The sequence below is a fragment of the Bacteroidia bacterium genome (genome assembly GCA_027493955.1).
Taxonomy (GTDB): Bacteria; Bacteroidota; Ignavibacteria; order SZUA-365; family SZUA-365; genus JAOSJT01.
This window is the reverse complement of sequence record JAOSJT010000001.1, coordinates 4,323,333-4,348,889: the sequence shown is the minus strand read 5'-3', so window position 1 is coordinate 4,348,889 and position 25,557 is coordinate 4,323,333. Positions and strand designations below refer to the sequence as shown.

20 protein-coding genes are annotated in these 25,557 nt (G+C 57.9%); 3 read left to right on the top strand and 17 right to left on the bottom strand.

Annotated elements, in window-relative coordinates; translation table 11 throughout:
* Positions 1-30: 30 nt before the first annotated feature.
* The 11 genes from M5R41_16600 to M5R41_16550 all read right to left on the bottom strand — a co-directional run bounded on the left by M5R41_16600 (position 31) and on the right by M5R41_16550 (position 12,498).
* Positions 31-1,647, bottom strand: a complete 1,617-nt coding sequence (locus M5R41_16600; protein ID MCZ7558022.1) for an OmpA family protein — start codon at positions 1,645-1,647, stop codon at positions 31-33.
* Positions 1,648-1,681: 34 nt separating this feature from the next.
* Complete coding sequence (locus tag M5R41_16595) at positions 1,682-2,470, bottom strand: PorT family protein (protein ID MCZ7558021.1); 789 nt, start codon at positions 2,468-2,470, stop codon at positions 1,682-1,684.
* Between the two features lie 256 nt (positions 2,471-2,726).
* On the bottom strand, positions 2,727-3,497 hold the full coding sequence (locus tag M5R41_16590) for a HisA/HisF-related TIM barrel protein (protein MCZ7558020.1): 771 nt from the start codon (positions 3,495-3,497) through the stop codon (positions 2,727-2,729).
* A 19-nt stretch (positions 3,498-3,516) separates the two neighbouring features.
* On the bottom strand, positions 3,517-4,596 hold the full coding sequence (locus M5R41_16585) for a DUF6263 family protein (GenBank protein MCZ7558019.1): 1,080 nt from the start codon (positions 4,594-4,596) through the stop codon (positions 3,517-3,519).
* Between the two features lie 18 nt (positions 4,597-4,614).
* Entirely contained in the window at positions 4,615-5,895 is a 1,281-nt protein-coding gene (locus M5R41_16580; GenBank protein ID MCZ7558018.1) for a DUF1343 domain-containing protein, read from the bottom strand.
* The gene (locus M5R41_16575; GenBank protein ID MCZ7558017.1) at positions 5,892-6,455 is read right to left on the bottom strand and encodes an NUDIX hydrolase; all 564 of its coding nucleotides are present in this window, start codon (positions 6,453-6,455) and stop codon (positions 5,892-5,894) included. The genes M5R41_16580 and M5R41_16575 overlap by 4 nt, the downstream gene beginning before the upstream one ends.
* A 297-nt stretch (positions 6,456-6,752) precedes the next feature.
* On the bottom strand, positions 6,753-7,619 hold the full coding sequence (locus tag M5R41_16570; protein ID MCZ7558016.1) for a hypothetical protein: 867 nt from the start codon (positions 7,617-7,619) through the stop codon (positions 6,753-6,755).
* On the bottom strand, positions 7,616-8,467 hold the full coding sequence (locus M5R41_16565; GenBank protein ID MCZ7558015.1) for a DMT family transporter: 852 nt from the start codon (positions 8,465-8,467) through the stop codon (positions 7,616-7,618). The genes M5R41_16570 and M5R41_16565 overlap by 4 nt, the downstream gene beginning before the upstream one ends.
* A gap of 760 nt (positions 8,468-9,227) precedes the next feature.
* Positions 9,228-9,980, bottom strand: coding sequence for a class I SAM-dependent methyltransferase (locus tag M5R41_16560; GenBank protein ID MCZ7558014.1), 753 nt, complete (start codon positions 9,978-9,980; stop codon positions 9,228-9,230).
* Between the two features lie 128 nt (positions 9,981-10,108).
* Positions 10,109-11,368, bottom strand: a complete 1,260-nt coding sequence (locus tag M5R41_16555; GenBank protein ID MCZ7558013.1) for a radical SAM protein — start codon at positions 11,366-11,368, stop codon at positions 10,109-10,111.
* 224 nt (positions 11,369-11,592) lie between these two features.
* Complete coding sequence (locus M5R41_16550; GenBank protein ID MCZ7558012.1) at positions 11,593-12,498, bottom strand: pseudouridine synthase; 906 nt, start codon at positions 12,496-12,498, stop codon at positions 11,593-11,595.
* 144 nt (positions 12,499-12,642) lie between these two features.
* On the opposite strand from M5R41_16550, the gene M5R41_16545 reads away from it, so the two are divergent.
* Positions 12,643-13,305, top strand: coding sequence for an FKBP-type peptidyl-prolyl cis-trans isomerase (locus M5R41_16545; protein MCZ7558011.1), 663 nt, complete (start codon positions 12,643-12,645; stop codon positions 13,303-13,305).
* Positions 13,306-13,635: 330 nt separating this feature from the next.
* Here the strand turns inward: M5R41_16545 and M5R41_16540 are convergent, their stop codons facing one another.
* Positions 13,636-16,599 (bottom strand): PAS domain S-box protein, encoded by a 2,964-nt coding sequence (locus tag M5R41_16540; protein ID MCZ7558010.1) that lies wholly within the window; start codon positions 16,597-16,599, stop codon positions 13,636-13,638.
* 460 nt (positions 16,600-17,059) lie between these two features.
* Between M5R41_16540 and M5R41_16535 the strand changes: the two genes are divergently transcribed.
* Complete coding sequence (locus tag M5R41_16535; protein MCZ7558009.1) at positions 17,060-18,001, top strand: hypothetical protein; 942 nt, start codon at positions 17,060-17,062, stop codon at positions 17,999-18,001.
* Between the two features lie 106 nt (positions 18,002-18,107).
* On the opposite strand, the gene M5R41_16530 is transcribed toward M5R41_16535, so the two are convergent.
* From M5R41_16530 to M5R41_16510, 5 genes are all read right to left on the bottom strand, one after another.
* Entirely contained in the window at positions 18,108-18,506 is a 399-nt protein-coding gene (locus tag M5R41_16530) for a response regulator (protein ID MCZ7558008.1), read from the bottom strand.
* A gap of 139 nt (positions 18,507-18,645) precedes the next feature.
* Positions 18,646-20,358, bottom strand: a complete 1,713-nt coding sequence (locus M5R41_16525; protein ID MCZ7558007.1) for an NADH-dependent [FeFe] hydrogenase, group A6 — start codon at positions 20,356-20,358, stop codon at positions 18,646-18,648.
* Between the two features lie 18 nt (positions 20,359-20,376).
* Positions 20,377-21,855 (bottom strand): 4Fe-4S binding protein, encoded by a 1,479-nt coding sequence (locus M5R41_16520; protein ID MCZ7558006.1) that lies wholly within the window; start codon positions 21,853-21,855, stop codon positions 20,377-20,379.
* A 505-nt stretch (positions 21,856-22,360) separates the two neighbouring features.
* Positions 22,361-22,858, bottom strand: coding sequence for an NADH-quinone oxidoreductase subunit NuoE (gene nuoE / locus M5R41_16515; protein MCZ7558005.1), 498 nt, complete (start codon positions 22,856-22,858; stop codon positions 22,361-22,363).
* Between the two features lie 349 nt (positions 22,859-23,207).
* The gene (locus tag M5R41_16510; protein MCZ7558004.1) at positions 23,208-24,689 is read right to left on the bottom strand and encodes a polysaccharide biosynthesis C-terminal domain-containing protein; all 1,482 of its coding nucleotides are present in this window, start codon (positions 24,687-24,689) and stop codon (positions 23,208-23,210) included.
* A gap of 331 nt (positions 24,690-25,020) precedes the next feature.
* On the opposite strand from M5R41_16510, the gene M5R41_16505 reads away from it, so the two are divergent.
* A complete protein-coding gene (locus M5R41_16505; GenBank protein MCZ7558003.1) occupies positions 25,021-25,506 on the top strand; it encodes an HNH endonuclease in 486 nt (161 codons plus the stop codon).
* Positions 25,507-25,557 lie beyond the last annotated feature (51 nt).

The following is a 25,557-nucleotide window of genomic DNA, read 5'->3' as shown; positions in this document are numbered from 1 at the left end:
TGAATCAAACTGTTGTCGGGCTAATCGAGATTACTCGATGACAGAGAGTTCCACACGCCTGTTGCGCTGGCGACCCTGCGGTGTTTCGTTATCATCGATCGGCTGCGCTTCGCCGTACCCCTTGGAAACGATGATATCCTCGGGTACACCGCTGCCGATGAGGTATTTCCGTACGGCGGCCGCGCGGCGTTCGCTGAGGTCGAGGTTGTATTCTTCCGTACCGAGAGCATCCGTGTGCGCCGAGATTTCGAAGCGTCTTCCGGGATTCTGGAGAATAAAGCGGATCGCACGTTCGAGTTCCGGCTTGGATTCCGGACGTAATGTGGCTTTATCGAAATCGAACAGCACGGTGAGGTTTGTTTTCGGCGGCACCGTGACGATGGGCGGTATCGGTTCGAGAGCAATGTTCTTCTCGAGGCGACGATACACGGTAAGTTCTGGCACTTCGAAGACATCGGATTTGAACAGATAGCCCTTCTGTTCCGCGCTGATGCGATACTCGCGTCCGGCGGGAACGATGAACTGGAACTGCCCGCTTTCGAGGCTCTGGAATCTGTTCACAATCTCGCCGGTTCCATAATCCTCGATAGTGATCGGGGTGGATGCGAGCGGACGGCTGGTTTCAATGTCGGTGACAACGCCGACGATATTGACGACGGCATCCGGCGGGAATGGCGGATCGAGCAGGAGATACAGATCGAAGCCGCCGTATCCACCCGGACGGTTGGATGCGAAGTAGAGCGTATCGCCGGAAAGGGTAGACGAAATGAAGACGTCATCATTCTTGGAGTTGATCGGATAGCCAAGATTCATGGGACGCGACCAACGGCTCCCCTGCGCGCGCGTGACATAGAGATCCATACCACCTGCCGCTTTTGAATTCTCGCCATCGGGATAGCCATCGGATGCGTAATACAGCGTGCGACCGTCAAACGCGATGGAAGGTGTGCGCTCCTCGCCTTTGGTGTTCACATCCGGACCAAGATTCACCGGACGTCCCCAGCTTCCGTCGAGTTGCTTCTGCGACATCCAGAGATCGGTCCCGCCGTAACCGCCGGGCCTGTCGGACGCGAAGTACAACGTACGGCCATCCGGGGAGATGGACGGCTGCGATTCCCAGTACGTGGTATTGATCTTGTCGAAATTATCGACGATGGTGGTAAGCGTAAGGTCCTTCCCTTCGGGATTGTCGAGATTTCTGGCTTTTGACCATTCGGTGCCGCGCTCGTTCCACTCGGCAATGTAAATGTCACATTTTCCGAAGCCGTCGGGCTGGCGGCAGAGAGCGAGGTACAGCGTACGGCCGTCGGGTGAAATGGAGATCGCACCCTGTGATTCGGGCGTATTGATCACTTCGGAGAGATAGACCGGTTTTTCCCAGTTTCTCTCGATATGGTTGACGCGGTAGACGTCATCCATGAAGTCCTGACGGCGGGGATTGGGCCGACGTGAGGTGAAGAACAGTGTCCCGTTCGCGGTGACCGCCGGGGCGTAATCGTCCCACGCGGAGTTGACGTTCTCACCGAGATTTTCGACGACGCCTCCCGTGACGAGGGCGATATCCGCCGGATCGCTTCCCGCGCAGCCGGCGAGCAAAGCGATGCACACGACGAAACCGACAAGAGTTAGAGTAGCAAATCGTTGCATGGAATCAGTATCCGGTAGGTGGAACGTTCGTGAATTAGAATGCTTCGTACTTCAGACCGATAGAGAGTTGTACCGACATGACTTTCCAGTCATCGATAGGAATACTCTTGTTGCGGTCATTGATCGTGTCGGTGATTTTTGTCAACGGGTAGCCGACCCTGATTTCAGGGTTGACGTACCAGCGCGGGCGAATTATATAATCATACCCGAAACCGACACTCGCCTCGAGACGAAGCGTGCCGTCGAAATCTCCAGTGGACACCTGGCGCTTGGTATCCAGCAATTCACGATACGAGAGATCCGGATCGACGATTTCCTGATTGTGTTGCACCTGCGACGCCACCGCAAGTCCGACAGTGGGCCCGGCGAACACATACCAGCGCGCGAGGCGCGGCTGCCAGCGACCGAACAGTCCGACCGTGAAATACGAGAGACTGACATCTCCAATTTCCTCGTAATTCACACCGTTGACGATGACCTGCTGGCCGGTGGCAATGGGGGTAGAGATCTCGCGCTCATAGGACTCGCGCGTGTGCTTGTTGTCGTAATACACCTTGGCCATAACGGCCCATGACGGCGACCAGGCGTATGTGATGTCGGCACCGATAATGGCCCCGACATTCCCGAGACCGAAGCTGCCCTCGAAAAGACAGTCGCAGTCCGTCTTGAAATCACCCATGTTTGTATTGTGGTTCAACCCCATGAAACCACTGACGAAAACGCGCGAGACGTCAGGGCTGTAGACGGTCTGTGCCAACCCGATTGATGACACGAGCAGCAGGCTTGCGATCAAAACACAAGATCGCAGGACGGTTAATCTCATAAGCACACCTGATAACAATGACCAAAGTAAAGAAACCAGTTTGTCGATATTTTTTCTGTCGGATCCGGGTTCATGCGGGATTTTGTCCCGGAGGAGGAGGCGTCGGCGATGGTAAGGGCCCGGAAGTCGTTGAAAACATTGGAGTTATTGTGAAAATATTTCACAGCGAAATATACGAAAAATCGCTTGAATGTCAATGCATTCCGTCGTATGCGACAAATTTCCATGATAGCTGTGAGCTTCATCCGTGACCTGCCTAGAGTGGTTCGTTCCGGACGACCAATTGCTGTTCCGCCTGCCTCCAGATCTTCTGACACGGAAAAGCATTTGAATATAGCGCATTTTCCATAATAATGGAATCGATTCGCTTGTCTCGAAGTGGATACAGTAGCTTCAGATCCTGGAAACCGCGAACGGAACCGTTCAGCGTAACCGACAAGTTAGCTCGTTCGACGAGGGAAAGCAAACTGTGAATGGGGGGACCAGAAGAAATTTGACGCGCGTCCATGACGATACGTTCGACACCGCAGGCGGCGAGCTGTTCGGCCTGCCGTAGCAGGGCGCTTTCATCCTCCTGCGGCCCCCTGTCCGCCGTCGTCGCCTCGTGCCGGATGCGAAGCGACGGTACGATTTTCCGCGGACCGAAGCGGCCGATCAAATGCGCTACCCGGTCCAAATTCGCGGACAGGTTCTCGTCCAGAACAGCGCGATAGGCGCCGGTCTGCTCAAAAAGGAGCACAAAGTCCATATCGCTCATAAATTGTGCTTCGACCTGAATCGAGATTTCGACTGCGTTGATGATGCGCTGCAGCAACGGCACCTGCTGTTCCAGAGTACACTCCGCGGATTCTTCGGCGATGACATGCAGCATCTTCATGTTCTCGTGGCGCCACAGAACCGCCTGTTCCGCGGGATCCGACGGATAGGCGGCCTCGGTTCCCGGTTCACCGACAGGCACCTGGCAGCAGCGGCCATCCCGAAGCCGGATCGTAGGGATGATGAGCGTCCTGTCCGCGATGCGTTTCATTCCGTGGTACTCCGCTTCGTCAGGGCTGGTAGGGCTCGATGTTGTCTTCGGTTACGGCCTTTTGCGACCACCAATGGTTACGTGCCTGGTCCGGAGCAAGGCGCTTCAGTTCCTCCGGTGGTTCCACGAACATATTGACGAAGACCGAATTCGAGATGCTGCGGCGATGGACACGACCTTTGTCCAGATTGAAGGACGTTCGTCCAACACCGGCGATGTCGAAATCCTTCATTGTTGCCCAGCCCTGTCCCGTGTCGAAGGAAGGATTCCCGGTGTACGTGGAGGTGAGTCGCACGCCGATATGCGCAAGTTTTCCAAGTTCGGCGCCCGTGATGCCATGAAAAGTGTACACCGCGTCGTCACGCAAACTCAGGTAGCCGAGCTTCCGCGCATTGATGATGACCCATGAGGAATCCTGCGCGACCGGCTTGTCATGCAATTTCTGAAACACGAGCTGCAGCACGCTTTTTATCCCCGTTTGGGCGTAATCCTGCGTGATCGCCTTGATCTGATCGGATTTGGTGGTGGCGTAGTCCTCTTTCATATAGTTCCGTATCACCGCATCCAGTTTCTCCACGGCTGCGATGCGGCCATCGGGTGCAACCACAACCTCGAAGGGATGACCTACAGGGGCGTTGAATTCGGACAGCAATCGCTCCGTGTTTGGCGCGTTGTTCTCGCGCGAATCGTATTTCATTTCCCGTTTGCCCGACGGCCCGCTGTACTGGCCGTCATAGAGAACGCGGACGCATTCGGCGAGCAAACGTCCCCCTCCCTGCGAATGCGATTCCAGCACTTTGAAGGTGTACCAGCGGGTGATCGTTACATCATTCTTCTCATCGAGCAGCGAATCCCGGAACATGGACAGACTTTCCTTCTTCCGGATCTGATAAGCGAAGCTCTCGCCTTTCGTAAACCGGTACGTAAGCACCAGCGGATCGTCGAGACGCACCGCCGTCCCCTGTTCATCCTGCGGAAGAACCTCGGACTGTACGACGGTACTATCCGTATTGCCGGGGGCGTCTTCCGCATGGTGACGACAGGAAGAACAGGCAAGCAACAGCATACTGAACAATAAAAGATGCAGTGATCGTCGCATGGGGGTACCAATGGAAATTCAGTGGTAGAGCAGATAGCCGGTACGGCGGTGGAAGAAGTCTCGAATCTCTTCGGTCCAGTCGCATTCATTCGATACGGGAGGGATTCGCACACAGCGGTCCGCAAAATCCGCCACACCAGCAAGACTGTCAAGATACGACGTGAACACCATTCTTTCACCATAGAGATGGTGCAACACGGACAGAATTTTTCTTCCGGTTTCAAAAGGACGGAACAGTTTCCGATCGGTTACATGCAGCCGTATCCCGAAGCATGGCACACCCGCGAATTTTGGTCGCGCGCTTCCGTGGTCTGCCTTAGGAGTAAAGGTCACAGCATGGAAGCGCACCCCGGGAAGTCCCAGGACGGTCAAGGCCTCCGCGACCTCTTCTCCATCGATAAACGGCGCGCCAAACTGCAGGAAGGGCGCATCCGTTCCACGCCCCTCGCTGATTGCGCTGCCCTCCAGCAGACAGGTGCCGGCGTATGCGAGCGCCGCCTCAACCGTCCGGAGATTCGGTGACGGTGGCAGCCAGCGCAGACCCGTTTCTTCGTAATACATGGACCGACTCCAACCGCGCATGGGAATGACGTGCAGCTTCACCCCGGAAGCACGAATCCACCCCTCCGCGATCATCATGGACGCCAACTCACCTGCCGTCATCCCGTGCCTGACGGGAACGGGCAGCATCCCGACGAATGACTGCATACCTTCACGGCGGAGCGGTCCCTCGATCATTTCTCCTCCGAGCGGATTGGGTCTGTCCAGCACCACGAGAGGTATGCCGGCCCCGGCGGCCGCTTCCAGGCACAACGCGAGGGTTGAGATGTAGGTATAGTATCGTGACCCGGCGTCCTGCAGATCATACAGCAGGACATCGAGTCCCTCCAGCATACCTGCCGTCGGCTTGCGTACTGTACCGTACAGTGAATACACCTTCACATCGCCGTCCTTTCCGTCCGCAATAAACGCGCCATCGGGTGCGGAACCGTTCGGGCCGTGCTCCGGACTGAATATTGCCGCAAGCGTCACTCCCTCTTCCCGCCGCAAGCGGTCGATCAACAGCGTGCCGTCTCCCAGCACTCCCGTGTGATTGGTGATGACGCCGACGCGTTTTCCGCGGCACAGATGCAGCGAGTCCCGGATAAGAACATCCGCGCCACAGACAACCGCAGGGTCACCACCACGTGATGGTGCCTGTTGCGCTGCCGCGCTCCCGGCGAAAATCGGCAGCAGCACTGCGACCGTGAGTACCGTGCGAAGAGGACATCCATGGGTCGGTCGTCGTCGTGTCGTCATTCGTCTCCACGAACAAATTGTGCGCCGAACTGCGTGTTCCGGTACAGCGACCAGGCGGCAAGCGACATGCCGTCCCAGAGCTCCCCGGCGGCGATCAGCGCATGAATGTCGGTCTCGGTCAGCACAAGGACTTCGAATTGCTCCGATGGATCGGGTTGTGCTGCAACCGCCGCCAAACCGCTGGCTGCATAGACCCGACAGATTTCATTCGTCACTCCGTTGAATGGGTTGAAACTGCCGATCAGCGTGAGTGTCGTCGCGGTGGTGCCTGCTTCTTCACGCAGTTCCGCCCTTGCGGCGGCATCCCAGCTCTGCCCCGCTTTGACTCCGCCAGCCGGAAATTCGATGCTCTCGCGCTGATTCAGGTGGCGATACTGCCGCACGAGAAGGAACTCACCTTCCGCTGTGCGCGGGATTACCATCACAGAACCCGGTGTCTCGACATAATGATACTCTCCATGGCTGTCATCATGGCGAAGCACCTGGTCACGTTTGTACGTCCACCAGGGATTGGCATGGAGGATTTCTTCTTTCACTTTTTTCCACGGTGTCAGGGGCATGGTCATTCTCTGCGATGCTGGTGTTCGATGTTCTGTTACAAACCGCACATAGACGCTCGGTACCACGTCGCCGCGTAATCGCGTCCCCGCCAGCCCTTCGGATCGAATATCAGACAGAGTGGTACAGAGACGGCGAACATTGGCACCATAAAAATTGTGCATCACCCGGATGAATTCAAAACCCCGTTGTCGAAAACTGCGGAGCATTGTTGCGGGAGAAGTAACCCGATACCCGCGTCAGAATCGCGCTATGGCCCGGTTCCCCGCGGCACACTGCTCCATGCCGAGAAGGGCAGTTTATTCGTCATCCGCCCTGCCGGCCCAGGCGCAGCCTTCGCTGTCGCGAGCCGGAACAACTGCGATAAAGAGCCGCCCCTTACCGGGCAGAATATGAATGATGTACGTCCTCCAAAGAAAGGACGCAAGCCGGCAATCCTCATCCGCAGTCCCTTCTGTCGCGTACCGTTCGATGATACCCGCCTCGAGGGCTTTGAGGGCTTCCACAGAGCGCATGGGCAGCGACACCAAGAGACGTTGCGCCTTTGCGTCGCGTATGTCGTAGCGTGCAATCCATGCGGCGCGTCCCCGAATCAACGGCATCACAGGTTCGAGGCCGGGGAGAAGCAGTTCTCCCCAGGCACGCCCGTCCGGCGGAATATACAATTCGCTGCCGAGAACGCGGTCGTCAATGGGCAGCGGGATATCGCTCGCGTAGCAGTCCGCGCGATTGAACAACGCGCGTTTCAGTCCGAGGATCAGATCCTCCGCTACACGGGCTCCACGTCCCGACGCGCTGATGTACAGGTAAAACGGACCGTAATGAATATGCTGGGCTGCACGTTCCATTGAAAACGCGTCCCCGACGATGCCATGCCGCATCCCCTGCGCCGCAGCCCCAAACAGGCCGAAGGCACGCTCCCGCGTTTCACATTCGGCGAGCAGAACCGTCATCTCCTCCCGTGCACGCCGATATACGCCCCATACGCGTTTGGCGCCAAAGGCGTCGAAGCGCACCGCGTCCATACGCGGCGGATATTTGCCGCTCGCCGCTTCGTTTTCCCGCAATTCCCACGCACCGAGCCGTTGCGGCAGCTGTGCTTGTGCAAACTGCCTGGGGAGCAGGATAGCGCATATCATTCCGATGAGTACAACAGAGTGTTTCATGACCGTTGCCGTCCGACCAAGGTGATACCGAGAAGGATGAGCGCCATACCGACGAATGACGCCAGACCAAGCTCTTCTCCAAGCACGAGCGAATAGATCGTCGAGAGAAAGATAACCAGATAATTCACGATGCTCGCACGTGCCGCCCGCTCCAGCCGCAGTCCTTTGGTAAGCGCTACCTGACCCGTCTGCGTGGTGATACCGACCATCAGCAACGCACCCCACTCCCAGCCGACGGGCATGCGCCAGTGGTCAATGGCGAATGGGGTCCCCAACAACAGCGCGACCAGGGGAAAATACATGACGATGGTAAGCGGATCTTCACCCTTCATGCCAAGCTTTCGAACGATGTTATACGCAACGCCGCTGCAGAACGCCCCGCTCAACCCGATCAGCACCGGAACCGCGGAGGAGAATGACCCGGGACGTGCGATGATCAGGACGCCCGCAAACGCCGTGAGCATGGCCAGCCATTCGTTGCCTTTGTTTTTTTCCTTGAGTATCAGCGGCGCCAGCATCGCGGTGAACAAAGGGCTCGTGTATTGCACGGGTACGGCTTCCGCGAGCGGTAGCTCGTGTATCGAATAAAAATAGGCGCTCAGGGCGATGAAGCCGAACAGTCCACGCAGAAACAGCAATCCCCGATGCTTGCCGATGAGCGACTTCCGTGCGTGTATCAGCAATCCCGCCGAAATCACCAGACTGATACCGGCCCGGAACATGACGATTTCTATGGACGGCAGTTCCCGAAGCATTCGCACAAACAACCCCATCAGACTGAACGACACAGCCGAGACTACCATGTGCTTCATCCCGTCGGTCAGCTCGATGCCGAATGCTCTGCTCATAGCGCAATATAGCACTTCCGATGTACGACGTACGATGTACGATGGAACGCAGCGCAGCACTGACTGAGACTGACGGCACCTGAGGAGGTAAAGGGTGAAGGGTAAAGGGTGAAGGGTAAAGGGTGAAGGGTGAAGGGTAAAGGGTGAAGGGTAAAGGGTGAAGGGTGAAGGGTGAAGGGTGAAGGGTGAAGGGTAAAGGGTAAAGGGTGAAGGGTGAAGAGTGAAGAGCCCGAAGGGCGACACTTCCTCTAACCCCGGGCGTCAGCCTGGGGGGAAGGGCGACACTTGGGGAGGTGAAGGGTGAAGGGTGAAGGGTAAAGGGTGAAGAGCCCGAAGGGCGACACTTCCTCAAACCCCACACGTCAGTGTGGGCGGCACGCACGAACACACCACCTGATGACAAGCCCGAAGGGCGACACTTCCTCTAACCCCGGGCGTCAGCCCGGGGGAAGGGCGACACCTGGGGGAGGTAAAGGGTGAAGGGTAAAGGGTGAAGGGTGAAGAGCCCGAAAGGCGACACTTCCTCTAACCCCGGGCGTCAGCCCGGGGGGCCACGCGCACAGCACATCCGCCATCAGCCCGAAGGGCGACACTTCCTCTAACCCCGGGCGTCAGCCCGGGGGGAAGGGCGACACTTCCTCTAACCCCGGGCGTCAGCCCGGGGGGAAGGGCGACACTTGGGGAGGTAAAGGGTGAAGAGTATAGGGTGAAGGTAATGAGTGACAGCGATTCCCTCCGCCGCGTACCAATTCACGATCCTTCACCATGTTCGGAGGAGCATGACATTCCAGTCAATCCAGTGCCGCTGATAGCGGAGATATACATCCTGTTCGTCACGCATCCATTCGAGAAATTCCTGTGCCTCCGCATCGTGCGGATGTTCGGCGGCGTGCCGCGTAATGGCGTGCCACTGCATGCTCATATAACGGTCCCATTCATCCTTCGTACTGCGCAACAACCAGAGCATCTCGCAATCATGCGCTGCGACTGCACCGAGAATATCGCGCGAGGAACAGATATGCCACTGCATGCGCGCGAGATATTCTTTGTAGCGCAAGGGGACGGAGCGGTCTTGTGTCGGCTCTCCGATGATGAGATGTCCCCCGGGCCGCAACGCCCGGTGCAGAACGCCGAGAGCGGCACGGAAATCACCGTAGATGGGCGTCGTTCCGAGACAAATGACGAGGTCCACATCGCGGTCGTCCAGCACGATGTCAGACGCATCGGCGCAACGCAACTGTACGAGCGCCTCCAGTCCGGCGTCGCTGAAGCGGCGACGCGCTTCGGCGGTCCACTGCGGCGACACGTCGATATGCTCGACACGGCACCCCCATTCGCGGCAGAGCAATAACGCCGCGTGACCGTTTCCCCCTCCGATATCGATGACACGCGAACTCTCCGACAGGCCGCATTGTCGGGCCAGCAGCATGAAGCGCTCGTCCGATATGGGATTCATGATGTCATGATCGCTGTAGGCGATGTGGTAGTACGCCGTCGTTGCCTCGTCCTGCATGTCTGCTCCGCTGCGGTGGTATCGGCAATGTAGAGCAGGGGAGGCGGCAAGACAAATCCATCCCCCGTCACATACCCTGCGCGTCGCAGATGCTGCGTCAGAGCCGCTGCGCGCTACCGCCCAGCGATTCAGCCATGAACAGAGGACTCCTCCGCCTCAACCTTTTCCGCCTTTCTCTTCGGCACCATACGGACGTTTTGTCCCCAGCGAAGCTGCTCCTCCATGCGGCAGCTCCACACCAGCTGATCGTTCCACACCGTGATGTCGGGACAACCATCGCACATGTTGACAGCGCCGTTGGCGAGAATATCCGCCGGCTGAATGATCATGACAGACTGGAAATGGATCCGTTTGAAAAACGCCGCGGGCTGCCGGAACAACGATCCGAGCCAGGACTTCATCACGCCGCGGATGCCTGCATCGAAGGGTGCCAGCAACGAGTACAGTCGTCCCCTGCGCTGCATGGCGGGGCTGCCGTAGGCGAGATACTTGCCGGTGAACAGATGATTGCCGGTCTGGACGATTTCCATGAACTTGGGACCGACGTAACCGAAAATCTGACGGCTGTTGCCCATGCGTCCCGTCATCAGCCATTTGTAGGAGTCAGGGCTCTCGCTGCCATTCAGATACGCGCAGGGTGTGAAATCCGGATACTGTGTTCTGATCACATCGACCACCTCCGGCGAGGAGATGTCCGTGCGGCGGTGGTCGTCCTTTTTCGAGTACATCATATCGTCGAAGCGCACCTGCTGGTCGCCGATATAGAAATCGACATCCTTGCCCATGACCGCCATGCGGTAATTGATGAACACCATCACATGCACACGGTCTATTTTTTCCTGCGCCCACTGCAGCAATGCCGGGACGTAGTGCAGGGTCTCGGGGTACACTGTCGCATTGAAGGAACACGTCATACCGCCGACGTCGTGCAGCATGTCGGCGAGCTTGTTGCGAAGCTCATTCAGTTCTATTTCGTTGCAGCCCTTGTACTGCGGACGCACCTGCCCGCTGTCCACATGAAAAGTAAAACCGTCGGCGCCCGCGCGCTTGAGCTCGCGCAGCAACTCCGGCGTCAGCAGTCCTCCATTGGAATTGATGATGGCCTTCCACCCTTTCCGTTTGACCATGCGGACGATTTCGACGATATCGGGATGTGCGAGCGGTTCGCCACCGGCGATGGAAACTCCGTCGCATTTCCGGTACTTCTCGAAAACATCGAGTTCATGGCCGATGGCGTGCAGTGATTTGTGGGAGTCCTTGCGGTTTTCCCTGTAGCAGCCGTCGCAATACAGATTGCAGGCGCTGGTCGGTTCGAGCCAGGAAATGGCGTTGTCTGTCAGATTCCACGGGAGGCGGTACATGGTAACGGGTGAGAGCTCGGAGTGCATAATAGTCTTCTCTGGATGTAGGTGACAGGACCAGGGCAACATACAGCGCGGGTATTCAGATCGTGTTATCCACGTGTTCGATACTCGTCAGCACAGACTCCATCCCGCCTGTCCGTCGCGCGTCTGGCACAAAGTAATATGTTACGACATGCATTCTCCCGAATCAAGGCTATTCTCGCCCTCTTTGCTCATTTTCCAACGAGCCGCCGGACGGACAGACAGGTTCACCGCAATGCGGGTGGCGGCTCGGCGATAATTTCCGTTTCGCTTTCCGAAGACGGCTCCGGAAAACGGATTTTCCAGGAATGCAGCAGGTAGCCGCAGTCACCGGGCACCGCTTGCCGCCGAACATCGTCCGGAAGCTGCGGGAGACCGCCGATGGTGTACAGGGGATCCCCCGCCAGCGGAAAGCCTGCCGCAGCGAGGTGAATGCGAATCTGATGCGGCCGACCCGTCGGAATTCGGACTTCAATCAGACTGCATCCCGCCGCCGCATCCCTCCTGATAATGCGACAGTGACTGACCGAGGGTTTCCCCTGAGGATTGGCCGCGTACACGGTACCGAGCAATGCATGCGGTACGGGACCAATGGGAACGTCTACGGTAAACGCGTCGTCGGAGGGTAGGCCCGACGCGAGTGCGAGATAGGTTTTCCGAATACGCCGCTCGCGCATTGCCCGGGCAAGCGTCGCGGCGGCGCTGCTGTCGGTCGAAAACAGTATAGCACCTGTTGTGCCGCGTCCCAGCCGATGCACGGGAGCCAGGTTGTCCCCGAAAGCGGCGCGCGCGGTGTGCAGCAGCGTATGTTCGAGAAAACCCGCCCCCGGGAGCACGGGCAGTCCCTCGGGTTTGTGGAACACCATCCACCCTTCGCCCGAGGCGATGACGGTAAGCTCCGCAGGTGCGGCGGGTTCATCCCAGGCCTTGCGGGTGTACTGCAGACGATCGCCCGCCGCCAGGCGCTGGTCCGCCTGCGCGACCCGGGCATCGAGCAGCACACGTCCTTCGCGGATGCGTTCGAGCCATTCCTCCCGCGACGAGTGCCGGTAGCGCTTCGCATAATAATCGAGTACGGTGTCGCCGGCGAATGCGGGGGGAACGATATCCGTGTATGTGTAGCCGCTGTTCATTGAGAAATTCGGGGTAGAATCAACGCCCTTGCGTTATGAGCGAATCTTTCTCTAACTTATGTGTTTGTAGCTGTTTCTCATATGCATATCACATCACCAAGGAGAGTACATCTCATGCGATTTCTTGCAACCCTCACCATGGCCCTGCTCCTGGTCTCCTGCGAAAATAATGCGCAGGTGGTCAAGGAACTGAAGACCCACCAGGACAGCGTCAGCTACGCCATCGGGTTCAATATCGGGCAGAATTTTAAAATGCAGAGCGTGGAAGTGGACGCCAACATTCTCGCCGCGGCAATCAACGACGTATTGACCGAGAAGAAAGCCCTTCTGAACGAGGAGCAGGCCCAGCAGATCATGATGGCCTATCAGACCGAACTGATGGCGAAGCAGGAAGAAAAGCGTAAGGCCGACGGTTCCAAGAATCTCGATGCCGGCAAGAAATTCCTCGCGGAAAACAAGACCAAAGAAGGCGTGCAGACCACCGCGTCCGGACTGCAGTACAAGGTCATCAAAATGGGCGACGGCCCCAAGCCCACCAGCAGCGACCGCGTGAAGTGTCACTACAAAGGCACGCTGATTGACGGCAAGCAATTCGACAGTTCCATCGATCGCGGTGAGCCGGCGGTATTCCCCGTCACCGGCGTCATCGCCGGCTGGACGGAAGTCCTGCAGATGATGCCTGTTGGTTCCAAGTGGCAGGTGTTCATCCCCTCCGAACTCGGCTACGGCGAGCGCGGTGCCGGCGAGGACATCGGTCCCAATGCCACCCTCATCTTCGAAATCGAACTGCTCGGCATCGAAAGCTGATCGAACTTCATCCGACTCTCACAACAACGGCCTCCATCGGGGGCCGTTGTTGATTTACGACTTACGAATTACGACTTACGACTACGATTTACGAGGCACGAGGTACTACAAACGCGACTTGAAGATACCTTTCTGCGTCTTCTCTCCTTCTGCGTGTTCTGTCCTTTCTGCGTGTTCTGTCTTTTCTGCGTGTTCTGCGTTCCGTGTTCTGTCTTTTCTGCGTGTTCTGCGTTCCGTGTTCTGTCTTTTCTGCGTCTTTTCTCTTTCTGCGTATTCTGTCTTTTCTGCGTGTTCTGCGTTCCGTGTTCTGCGTTCAATGAACTCCCGGAATTACGACGGATCGAGCCGCGAAGCGGGGAAGCTAAGAGTAAACTTGGTCCCTTTTCCTTTTTCACTGTACACGCTGATCTCGCCGTTGCACATCTCCACATACCGCCGGGTGAGCGCCATACCGAGACCGAGGCCTTCGAAGGGGCGGGAGTTTCCGGAGTGCTCCTGCGTGAAGCTGTCGAACAGGTAGGGTAAATACTCAGCAGCAATGCCGATACCGGTGTCCTCCACTTCGACGACGACTCGCTCCGGCGCCGCCGTGGTGCTGACCACCACACCGCCCTCCTTCGTGAATTTCAGTGCGTTGTCCAGCAGATTGGACAGTGCCTGCACGAAAACATAGGGGTCCGCGACAATGTAGCTGCTCCCTCCGCCGGGACGGAAATCCAGTGCGAGCCGCCGCTCCGCTGCCTGCGCGGAGAAGTCCTTGACGGTCTGCTGTACGTGATGATCCACAGGCAGAGGTAATGGCGCATGCGGAAAGGTACCGGCCTGAATGCTCGAAATATTCAAAATCTCTTCGACCGTGCGCAGCAGACGCGCGCCGCCGCGTTCGATACTGTCCAGACACAGTTCGATTTCCTCGTCGGTGGTGCTCTCGAGCAGCGCCTTGAGCACACCGGTAAAGCCGAGGATGATGTTCAGGGGCGTGCGGATCTCATGCGACATGTTGGCGATGAAGGCGTCCTTGAGGCGGTCCGATCGCTCCGCGCGGTCCCTCGCCTCGATGAGGTCCTGCTGTATGAGCTTTGTGGCGGTGATGTCTTCCTGCACCGCAACGTAATGCAGTGTTTGGCCGTTGGCATCCCGCACCGGCGAGATGGAAACGAGCGCCCAGTACAGTTCGCCGTTTTTTCTGCGATTGTGCAGTTCGCCACGCCATTCGTCGCCGCGGGCCAGCGTTCTCCAGAGTTCTGTATAGACGTCGTCGGACGTTTCCCCCGATTTCAGAAGTCTTGGTGTCTGACCGATCACCTCCCCGGCGGTATATCCGGTCACGGCGGTGAAGCGCGGATTGACGTATTCGATGCCACCCTCGGCATTGGTGATGACAATCATCGCGGGGCTTTGCTCCACCGCGCGCGACAACGTGCGCAGGTTGGCCTCGACAATACGGCGTGTGCTGACGTCGCGCAGAATGCCGTAGAAGACCGTTCTCTCCGCGAGATCGACCGATACCAGCGTCACGTCCATGTCCGCGAAGCCGCCGTCCCGCCTGCGCAGCATCGCCGAAAAATCCATTCTCCCCGCACTGCGGACGGTCGCGAGAATGCTGTCGAGCGGTTGGTCGTTCTGGACGAAAATTTCCCGAAGACTGCGTCGCGCAAATTCTTCCGCTTCATATCCCAACTGCGCACTGGCCACGGTGTTGAATTCTCGCGGCAGCAGGGAGATGGGATCGAGCACGACAATGCCGTCGGGTGCCTGCTCGAAGAAGGCGCGGTAACGGGTTTCGGCGTCGCGCAGCAGTGTTTCGTGCCTCAGTCGCTCGGAGATGTCGCGAATGGCGGCAAGATGCACACTGCGGCCGTTCCAGACAAAATGCGTCGCGTGTATCTCCACCGGAAATACCGTCCCGTCCTTTTTCCGATGCCAGCGGACAGGGATCTCCGTCACCTCGCTGTGCGTGGCCGCGTGCGTCCGTTCCGGTTCGGCGGAGAGGTCCACGTTGCGGCGGCTGAGCAATTCCGCGCGGTCGAAGCCGTACATCACACAGGCGGTACCGTTCACCTCGAGGATCCGCCCCGTATCCCGTTCGATGAGGAAGAGCGCGTCGGCTTCCATTTCCCAGAGATTGCGGTACAGCATTTCCGACAACAACATCCGGTCCGTGAAATCCCTCTCGTGATGGATCTCGAGAATGAGTCCGGAAATCACTACCTCCTTTTCGTCGTTCGCGTCCACCCAGCGTCCTGCGACGTCCTTGATGCGGCGCTCCCTGCCGTCACGGTCGAAGATTCTGTAGGTTTCATCAAAGGAAGAACGCGCGCCGCTTATCAGCTCCTCGAGGATTTGCAGCATGCGCGGTCTGTCCTCGGGATGCAACAGATCCGGCCAGCGGACCGTCCTTCCGATAAATTCCTTCGCATCATACCCCGTGAGCTCACGCACGGCGCCAAACAGAAGAAGAGAGTCCGGATCTGCGACACGGCGTTGATAGGTGAGCCCCTTGAGCTGTCCGATCATTGACGCGGGCTGCACTTCGCGTTCCTCGGTGCCCGAGGAAGCGGGGAGCGGCTGACAGAGCAGCAGATACTGCCTGGCGCCGGCGACATCCGAGCGCAAGGTGTGCAGTTGCGCGCGCAGGGAGACGAGGGTTCCGTCAGTGCGGCACAGCGTCAGTGTTCCGCTCCAGTAACCGGTCTTCTCCGCGCCGACGATGAGCGAGCTTTCGAGCAGATCCGTCACGTCAGAGAAACGGCGAGGGGCGACCTCTTCCCCGACGCCGATAGTGACGCCGGGTTGGAAAAGCAACTCCGCGGTGGCATTCCACCGCAACAAGGTCCTGTCCTCCGCGAACAACGCGACCGCCTCGACGCGCGACGCCGACACGCCATCCTGTGGCTCCACGATGGTGCCGGGCTCCACAGAGGCAGCGGATGCGGTGCGAAAGCTATCCGAGGTGAGGTGGCGCAGCAGCCGCGCCGGCCGCGAAGCGCTCACGATGTCGTGCACGCTGTGCCCCAGGTGCAGGCAGGCCTCTTCCTCGTCCTGATCTTCCACCAGCGCGATCAGAGGCACCACCGCATCGCGCAGGGCCCGCAAGGTGTCATCGGAAAGCTCCCAACCCGAATCCACCCGCCATGGCACGACAGCGAAGCGCGCTTCTCCGGTATCGTTCATGCCCTCGGGAGAAAACGCGCTCCCTTCGACAACGGATACCGGCACGGCGGCACCGCTGATGGCGCGCAGCAGTTGCTCACGCTGGGGTCCGGGCGATACGTAAAGAATGAGCAGGGGCATGAATAACGCTCTCCGGCGCTAATGGATGGCACGGGCGCTTGCGCATCCGGGTAGAACAGCGAAAGGTACGGTGGTCGCCAGTCGGCGGGAGGTGCGGAGGGTGCGCACATTTTACGCGCGGCGACGGCGGTCGTGACTACGTCCGTCGCCCATTCAGCAATGAAACATACTCGATAATCCTGTGATGGACAAATGCGTTCAGTGGAAGTGCTCACAAACGCGGGATGCATGCCTGGCGACTCTCGTCGCGACAGGGCTGAGCAATTCCCGCCGGAGGGTGGCGGCTGTTTCCAAATGAAGATGCGGGGGACTTTGTCCGATTGACCAAAAAGGATACTTTACAGCGTGACGAAAATTTCCTTGAACTTTTTTCTCCGCCCAGGAAGTGACCCCGTGGGTGTTTCACTGTGAGCATTGCACCACGAAGAGACTGCAGCCATCGCCAATAGGAGATTCAACAATGAAAACCGCTGAACACCTGCAGTGCATTCACTTCCTGCTGACCACGATAGCATTGAGCTTCCTGCAGACCTTCGTGGCACAGCCGCTCACAGCGCAGCCCCTACATTGTACCATAGAAGCTGATAAATACAACTATATTCAGGATGACAGGGCGCTGGTAGTGCTGCGCATCGAAAATCCGACTGAGGAGAAAATGAACCTGCGCTTCGTCCCGGTCAGAGGAAGCGACCGTTTTCTCAGTGTCATGAACAAAGAGAGCGGAGATATTTTCACCCTTCTCGAAACGGGGCAAGGTCCAATGCGCATCGGTTCTAATAGCGTGTATTACATCACGCGCAGAGTAGATCTGCTGCTCTACGACGCCGACACCGGTAACAGTGGCCTGATACCACCCGGTGACTGGTATCTCCGTTTCGACATGATCATCACGACGGACTCCGGCGCAGAGTATGAACTGCCGCTTCGCGCATTGATACATGTGAATGCACTTCCAGAAGGCGGCACAACTGGAAATAAACTTCGTGCTGCCGAACAACTCGTTCGTGAGCGGAGAAGATCCCGTAGCGAAGAATATGAATTACCAGCGGAATTCCAAGATTTGATGAACGGCCAGAATGAGACACCGTATAGAAACGGCGTCATTGGATATTATTACTCGCACATCCTCAGTAGTGTTGGTAGAGAGATTGCAATGAAGCAGGGCAGGTTGTATGAAAATCGCGTCGAATATATCGAGCGCCTGCTGCGACATTTCGCAGCCTGGCCGGATGAAGTTCAATCGGTGTACGTCTGGGATATGACCATCGGTCTTATGGTCAAATCGCCTCCTGACATCTGCGAACGCGCCCTCGCCATCCCCGGTATCGAGAACACCCGTCTGGGACGCTACCTGCGCGAGTATGCGTGCAGGGAGAGCGCTGCGGAGAAGGGCGGGAAATAGCCTGGCGCCGGACTCTTTAGGGCATTCAAGCCCACCCCCCTCATGTAGAGACGTTGCATGCAACGTCTCTACATGAGGGGGGCAATCCGAAAAGGAAATTGCTGCGCTATCCGACCGCTTTCAGAACTCTGTCGTGCAGGAATTGCACGAGATCCTGCGGCGGTACGGGTTTGTCGAGATAATGGTCCGCTTTGATCCACTGCTTTTCTTCTTCGCTCTGCGTGGAGAGACGAATACCGGTGTCGTGTCCGGCGGATGTCATGATGATGACGGGCATGTGCTCGCCTTCGGGAGTGTCCTTGATGCGCTTGCACAGCGCGAAACCGGCGTCGAAATGCTCCATCGCGAGATCGATCACCGCGGCGTCGGGATGGAAGTCCTTGAACAATCGGAAGCCCGCCTGACTGTCATGCGCGTAGCGCACTTCGTAACCGGCCGCCTCGAGTACGGGTTTGTAGGTTTCGATGATGTCCACGTCGTCGTCGACGAGCATGATTTTCTGCATGATGACTACCTGTATTCCTTCAGTTTCAAAATCGTGTGTCGGGGTTTTGCCGTTCCATCCTCCCCCTTCCGGATCAGCCCCCCCGGGGGCGTTGCTTCCCACGGGGTTGCCTTGGAGAGAGGAGGATGTCAATTCTTTGCTAGAAATCGTCGCGCTCCACGTAATGCGTGTGCAGCAGTTCATGGGCCAGGTGGCCGTTGGGTTCGCCGAGAAACTCGGCGTACAGCTTCTGCACGGACTCGTTGCGGTGACTGTTGCGCCGCGGGGATTCGCGATCGATCTGATAAATGCTTTCGGTGCGCTTGAGCAGCTTCTCCGGCGTCGCGGGTTGCGGCTGTCCGCCGCCGTTGACGCAACCGCCCGGGCAGGCCATCACTTCGATGAAATGGAAGGGCGATTTGCCCGCGCGTATGTCGTCGAGAATCGGCTTGATGTTGTGCAAACCGCTCACCGCCGCCACTTTTATGGATACGTCGCCGATGGTCACATCGGCCTGTTTCACACCATCCAGTCCGCGCACGGGTGCGAAGGTCAGCGACTTCATGTCGTTGCCGGTGATATAATAATGCGCTGTCCGTAGGGCCGCTTCCATGACGCCGCCCGCCGCGCCGAAAATGGCGCCCGCGCCCGTGGACTCGCCGAGCGGATCGTCGAAGCCCTCGTTGGGCAGCTTGTGAAAATCGATACCGGCCACGCGTATCATGCGGGCCAGTTCGCGTGTGGTGATGACGGCGTCCACATCGGGATACTCGTTGCCGAGTTCGGGACGCTGTGCCTCGTATTTTTTCGCGGTGCAGGGCATGACCGACACCACGAACATACGCGACGGGTCGACTCCGATTTTTTGAGCATAGTAGGTTTTCAACAGAGCACCCTGCATCTCATGCGGCGATTTGCAGGTAGAGAGGTTGCCGAGCAAATCGGGATAGTAATGTTCGATGAACTTCACCCAGCCGGGGCTGCAGGAGGTCAGCATCGGAGTCGACCCGCCGTTGTTCAGGCGCGACAGCAGTTCCGTCGCTTCTTCTATGATCGTAAGGTCCGCACTGAAATTCGTATCAAAGACGCGTTTGAAGCCGAGCCGTCTCAGGGCCGCGACGGTTTTTCCCGTCACCACCGTGCCCGGCTCCGTGCCGAATTCTTCGCCCAGGGCGACGCGTATGGCCGGCGCCACTTGCACCACAACGTACATGTCGGGATTGTTGATGGCTTCCCAGACGATTTTCTGATGGCTTTTCTCCGTCAGGGCACCCACGGGACAGTTGACCACGCACTGCCCGCAATCCACGCAGGGCACAGTGTTCAGACTGCGCTCGAGCGCGGGAGCGACGGAGCTTTTAAAACCGCGGTGCACGAAGTCTATGGCTCCGACCTGCTGCGTCTCATGGCAGATGCGCACGCAGCGCCCGCAGAGAATGCACTTCTCCGGATCGCGTTCGATGGCCGGGCTGGCGATGTCGATGCGCGCGCGGCGGCGTTCGCCGCTGTAGCGTATGGTGCGCACGCCGTATTCCTGCGTCAGACTCTGCAACTCGCAATTGCCGCTGCGGACGCAGAACAGGCAGTCCTGCGGATGGTTGGCCACGAGCAGTTCGATGAGCGTCTTGCGGGCGCGGCGTACGCGCGGCGAGTTCGTCCGTACCTCCATGTTCTCGCTCACCGGAAAGGCGCAGGCGGGAACCAGCGCTCCGCTGCCCTCGACTTCGACGGTGCAGATGCGGCAGGAACCGGTGGGCGAATACTCGCGGAGGTGACACAGCGTCGGGATGTTGATGCCCTCGCGACGCGACACGTCGAGGATGGTTTCGCCGGGTTTGGCCCAGCAATTGTGTCCGTTTATCGTGATGTTCATGTCGTTCCTCTCTCGGCTCTAGTTCGCGAATATCGCGTCGAAATTGCAGTTGACGCGGCATTGATCACAGCGGATGCATTTATCCTCGATGATGTAATGCGCTTTTTTCTTTTCACCGAGAATCGCATTCTCGGGACATTTTTTTGCGCACAGGCCGCAGCCGTTGCACTTGTCGGTGTCGATATGATAGGTCAGCAGTTCGCGGCAGGCGCCGGCGGGGCAGCTGCGATCGTAGAGATGCGCCTCGTACTCCTCGCGGAAGTAGTGCAAAGTGCTCAGCACGGGATTCGCCGCCGTCTGTCCGAGACCGCACAGCGAAGTATCCTTGATCACTGAGGCCAGACGATCGAGATAGACCATGCCCTGGAAGCGCAGCAGCGACTCTTCCTGCGTTTTTTCGTTGCGATGAGCAATCGTCAGACGTTCGAGGATCTCGAGCAGTCGTTTGGTCCCTTCACGACAGGGAATGCACTTGCCGCAGGACTCGCTCTGAATGAAGGTCATGAAGTATTTCGCCAGATCCACCATGCAGGTGGTTTCGTCCATGACGACCAGCCCGCCGGATCCCATCATGGCGCCGACTTTTTTGAGGTGCTCGTAATCCACCGGTGTGTCTATCACCGCTGTGGGGAGGGCGCCGCCCGAGGGACCGCCGATTTGCACAGCCTTGAACGCTTTGCCATCGGGAACGCCGCCGCCGATATCGAAAATGATTTCGCGGAGGGAAATGCCCATGGGCACTTCGACGAGACCGACATTGGCAACCTTGCCGGAGAGAGCGAAAATTTTTGTGCCCTTGGATGTATCTGTACCGATCCCGGCATACCAGTCCGCACCGTTCTTGAACACTGTCGTGACATTGGCGAAGGTCTCGACGTTGTTGATGACCGTGGGTTTGCCGAAGAGACCCGACACAGCCGGATAGGGCGGTCGGGGGCGGGGCATGCCGCGGCGGCCTTCGATGGAATGGATCAGCGCTGTTTCTTCGCCGCACACAAAGGCGCCGGCGCCTTTCTTGATGCGCATGTCGAAGTTGAAGCCACTGCCCAGAATGTTGTTGCCCAGCAGACCGTACTCGCGGGCAGCCGCGAGCGTCTTTTCGATGCGCTCGATGGCAAGCGGGTATTCGGCCCGGCAGTAAATGTATCCGTAGCTTGCGCCGATGGCGTATGCGGCGATGATCATCCCTTCCACCACGCGATGCGGATCGCCTTCGAGCAGCGCGCGATCCATGAACGCGCCGGGATCTCCTTCATCGGCGTTGCAGATGAGGTACTTCTTGTCGCCTTTCGCGTCGCGGGCAAGCTGCCATTTACGGCCTGTCGGGAAACCGCCGCCGCCGCGTCCGCGCAAACCGGCTTTCAGAATGTCGTCAATTACTTCCTGCGGACCGGAGCCGTTTACCACCTTCGAGAGCGCGGTATATCCTCCCGTGGCGAGATACTGATCAATGCTCTCCGGATCGATGACGCCGCAATTCTCGAGATTGATTTTCATCTGCTTCGCGAAGAAGGGAATCTCATTCAGCAGCGGTAGAGAGGCCCAGGACCCTTCGTCCGGATGCGCGTACATACCGAGCAGCTTTTCCTCGAGAATTTCCCCACCCAGGATGGTGCGTTCCACGATCGGGAGGATATCCCTTTCCTTCACTTCGCAGTAGCTTATCCGGGGACGACCCGGCAATTTCACGTCCACGATCACTTCGCGGGCACAGTAACCGACGCAGCCCACCGGGACCACCGAAGCGCTGACGCCACGCTCGAACAGCTCCGCCTTGATTCCCTCGAGAATCCTGCGCGCGCCGTTCGCCAGTCCGCAGGTCCCCATACCGACCAGGATCACGGGCACGTCGTGCTCGACCATGAGGAGTTGATCCTTGTACTGCGCAAGGGCGCGGTTGCTGTTATCCGTGCAATCGCAGCGCTGTCCGGTATTGACGCACTCCACGAAGTGCGGGCAGGGACGCTCGGCGCTGTGCCAGCACTGTTCGAAGCAATTCTGACTATACGCATTCATGATGTACCTCCTCGGCCGAGACTTTTTTCCTGTATTGCGAGAGCAGCTTGACGAGCGATTTTGTGGTGAGTCCGCCGTGGAATTCCTCATTGACGGCGATCACCGGGGCGATAGAGCATGCTCCGATGCACGCGACCGTTTCGATGGTAAAGCCGAGGTCCTTTGTGGTCTGCCCCGCTTTGATGCCAAGCTCGTTCTCCAGCGTCTGGAGAATGTCCAGCGATCCCTTGACGTGGCAGGCGGTGCCGCGGCAGACTTTGATGACGTATTTGCCCAGCGGCTGAAAGCGGAATTGATTGTAGAAGGTTGCGACGCCGTAGACGCGTGACACGGGGATATCCACATGACGCGCCACTTTTTGCATTTCCATGTCCGGCAAGTAGCCGAAGTGCTCCTGAACATCCTGCAGCATGTCGATAAGGCACGATGGCTGCCCTTTCGGGTACTTCTCGTAGACGTGCTGCGTGTTTTCGTGGGTCTGCATGATACTCTCTTAAAGTTTCCTACATTATTTCGAGAATATTTTCTCGATTGCTCACCATGCAATATAATTCAGGCACATCAAGAAAGCAAATTCGCGTGAAATATTTCTCTATTTTCTTCTGTGGGCTTGAGTCGCTAATTTTTTCACGTATCTGTGGGGGCGTATATCACACGAGTCAGCCGGGGTCGGTTAATCTTGCGTCGACGAACGGTTATGCGCCATTTGGCCCCGGATCGCATCAGCGTGGAAGCTATCGCAGAGGCGCAGCCCTTCGACTCCGCTCAGGGGCCAAGTGACAAAAACCAGGAGGATGGGAAGGTATCGCAGAGGCACGAACAGAGCGCGACGTCTACATGCGTTCGCTTCGTCGGGCTCCGCGCAGGAGTCCCTGCAACGCGTTTCGTTCCTCTTTGGAAAAGAAGCCGCTGACGGCGAGCGTGGAAACATACAGCGCGACAAGAAAGATTTTCCAGAGCAGCATGGGCAGCACTGCGTCCATGGGAACGAGATACCAAAGCAGCGCAGGTACGGCGAGGGCGCCAAAGAGCTTCAGCAGGCGGGCGTTCTCCCAGGTGATGGGATAAATTTTCCTTCCGGCCACCCAGTACACGGCGGCGAGCGTGAAATACGCGGCGAGCGTGGCGAACGCGGCACCGTAGATGCCGAACACCGGAATCAGAAGGAAATTCGCGACGATGTTCACCAGCGCTCCCGACGCCGTCGCGTACAGCACGATCATTGTCCGCTTCTGTATATAGATGCCGGCGCTCAAAATTTGATCCATTCCCGCGAACAGATAGCTGAAGAGAATGATCGGGACTATGCCCAGTCCGCTCCAATACTCCGCCGGAATGAGCGTGCGTCCGCGCGGAAGCGGTATCTGTACGAGCTCGCCGATGAACAGCGAGAGCAGCAGGACGATGACGGATCCTATGAGCACGAAATACGTCATGACGCGGGAGAACAGTGCCTTGGCACCCGGATCGGAAGCGAGCTGCAGATAGAAGGGCTGCCAGGCGTAACGAAAGACGCTCACCACGAGCATCATGAATATCCCGAGCTTGTAATTCGCGCCGTACAATCCGACCGTGGCCGCATCGGTCAACAGCAGCATGATGGGTTTGTCTATGATCTCGATCAGCATGATGGATATGGCACCCGGCATGGTGGGCAAGCCGTACACGAGCAGGCGGCGCAGCAGCGCCCGGTCGACGGAAAAGCGCAAGCGTCCCCGTAGCGTCGGAAGAAGCAGAAGCAGACAGGACGCCGAGGATACCGCGCCGGAAATGAACACGGCAACGACGGACCATTTCCAAACGGCGATGAGCAGGAAATTCAGTCCCACGTTCAGGACGATGGAAAACAACCGTATGCCCGCGAAGCTGCGCGGACGGTTTTCCATGCGCAGCGCCGCGAAAGGTATGGCGCAGACGGCGTCGAGCAGCACCATGGCAAGGGAGAGCGGCAGAATCTCGGCCCACTCCGGGCGAATTCCCAACCAGGGTTGAATGGACGAGGAAAACGACAATATCGGAATCGCCAGCACCGCTCCCGCGACAAGAATGAACCAGAACGCGGCGCTGAACACACGCGATCGGTCCGCGCTCCCCGCTTCGGCCACGAAACGCATATACGCAGGTTCCAGTCCGAAGGTGAAGATGCCGTTCAGAAACGCGATGTACGCGTACACGACGATGACGATGCCGTAATCCCCTTGCGGCAGCATGTGCGTGTAGAACGGGACCAGCAGAAAGGTAATGAACCTCCCGAGGATATTGCTGACCCCGTAAATGGCCGAGTCGGTTGTGAGCTTCTTCAGCAGTGCACGCATTGCGCGTAAAATCGCGAATTACCACGAGATCCGAAAGACGCATACGGAACCTCCCGAAATTTCTCGACAATTTTCTTCCCCACACAGCAGGGCGACCAGTTCACACGAAACCCGGAGCGTACGGGCGCGCGGCTGCCGTGCTGAAAGACGCTGCTGTCGCGATGAGGCAACTCCCTCGGAGGCACGGCATGGCGTAGTTCAACGCACCCGGGGGCGAACGGGAATTGCATTGGATTTGTCGAATATGTCCCCTATTTTTTTTGGATAACACACGGAGGACGTCTTCGAAGAACCTGCGAAACCCGGTACTGCCTTAAGCGGACGCGTACTCGTGTTGAATCAGAGCTACGAACCTGTAAGTATCTGCAGCGTCCAAAAGGCGGTGATCCTGTTGTACCTGGAGAAGGCCGAAATGATAGAGGAAAACCGGCACCGGCGCATTCACAGCGTGTCCGCGACCTGGCCCTTCCCCAGCATCATCCGTCTCGGAAAGTATCACAGAGTTCTGTACAAGAGCATCATGTTGTCGCGCAAGAACATTCTCCGCCGCGACGGACATCGCTGCCAATACTGCGGCAGCAGCAACGCCCAACTCACCGTGGATCATATCACGCCCCGCTCGCGCGGCGGCATGGACTCCTGGGAAAACCTCATAACCGCCTGCGTCGGTTGCAATAACAAGAAAGGCAACCGCCCTCTCGAAAAAACGGGCATGACGCTGCTCAGCAAGCCCCGCCGTCCCTCGCATGTCTCCTTCCTCCTCCAGTCCGTGCATACAATCGAGGATCCCTGGAGACCTTACCTTTTTCAGGCGTAGCACGCGGAACACAGAACGCAGAATTCGCAGAAAAAGCAGAATTCGCAGAAA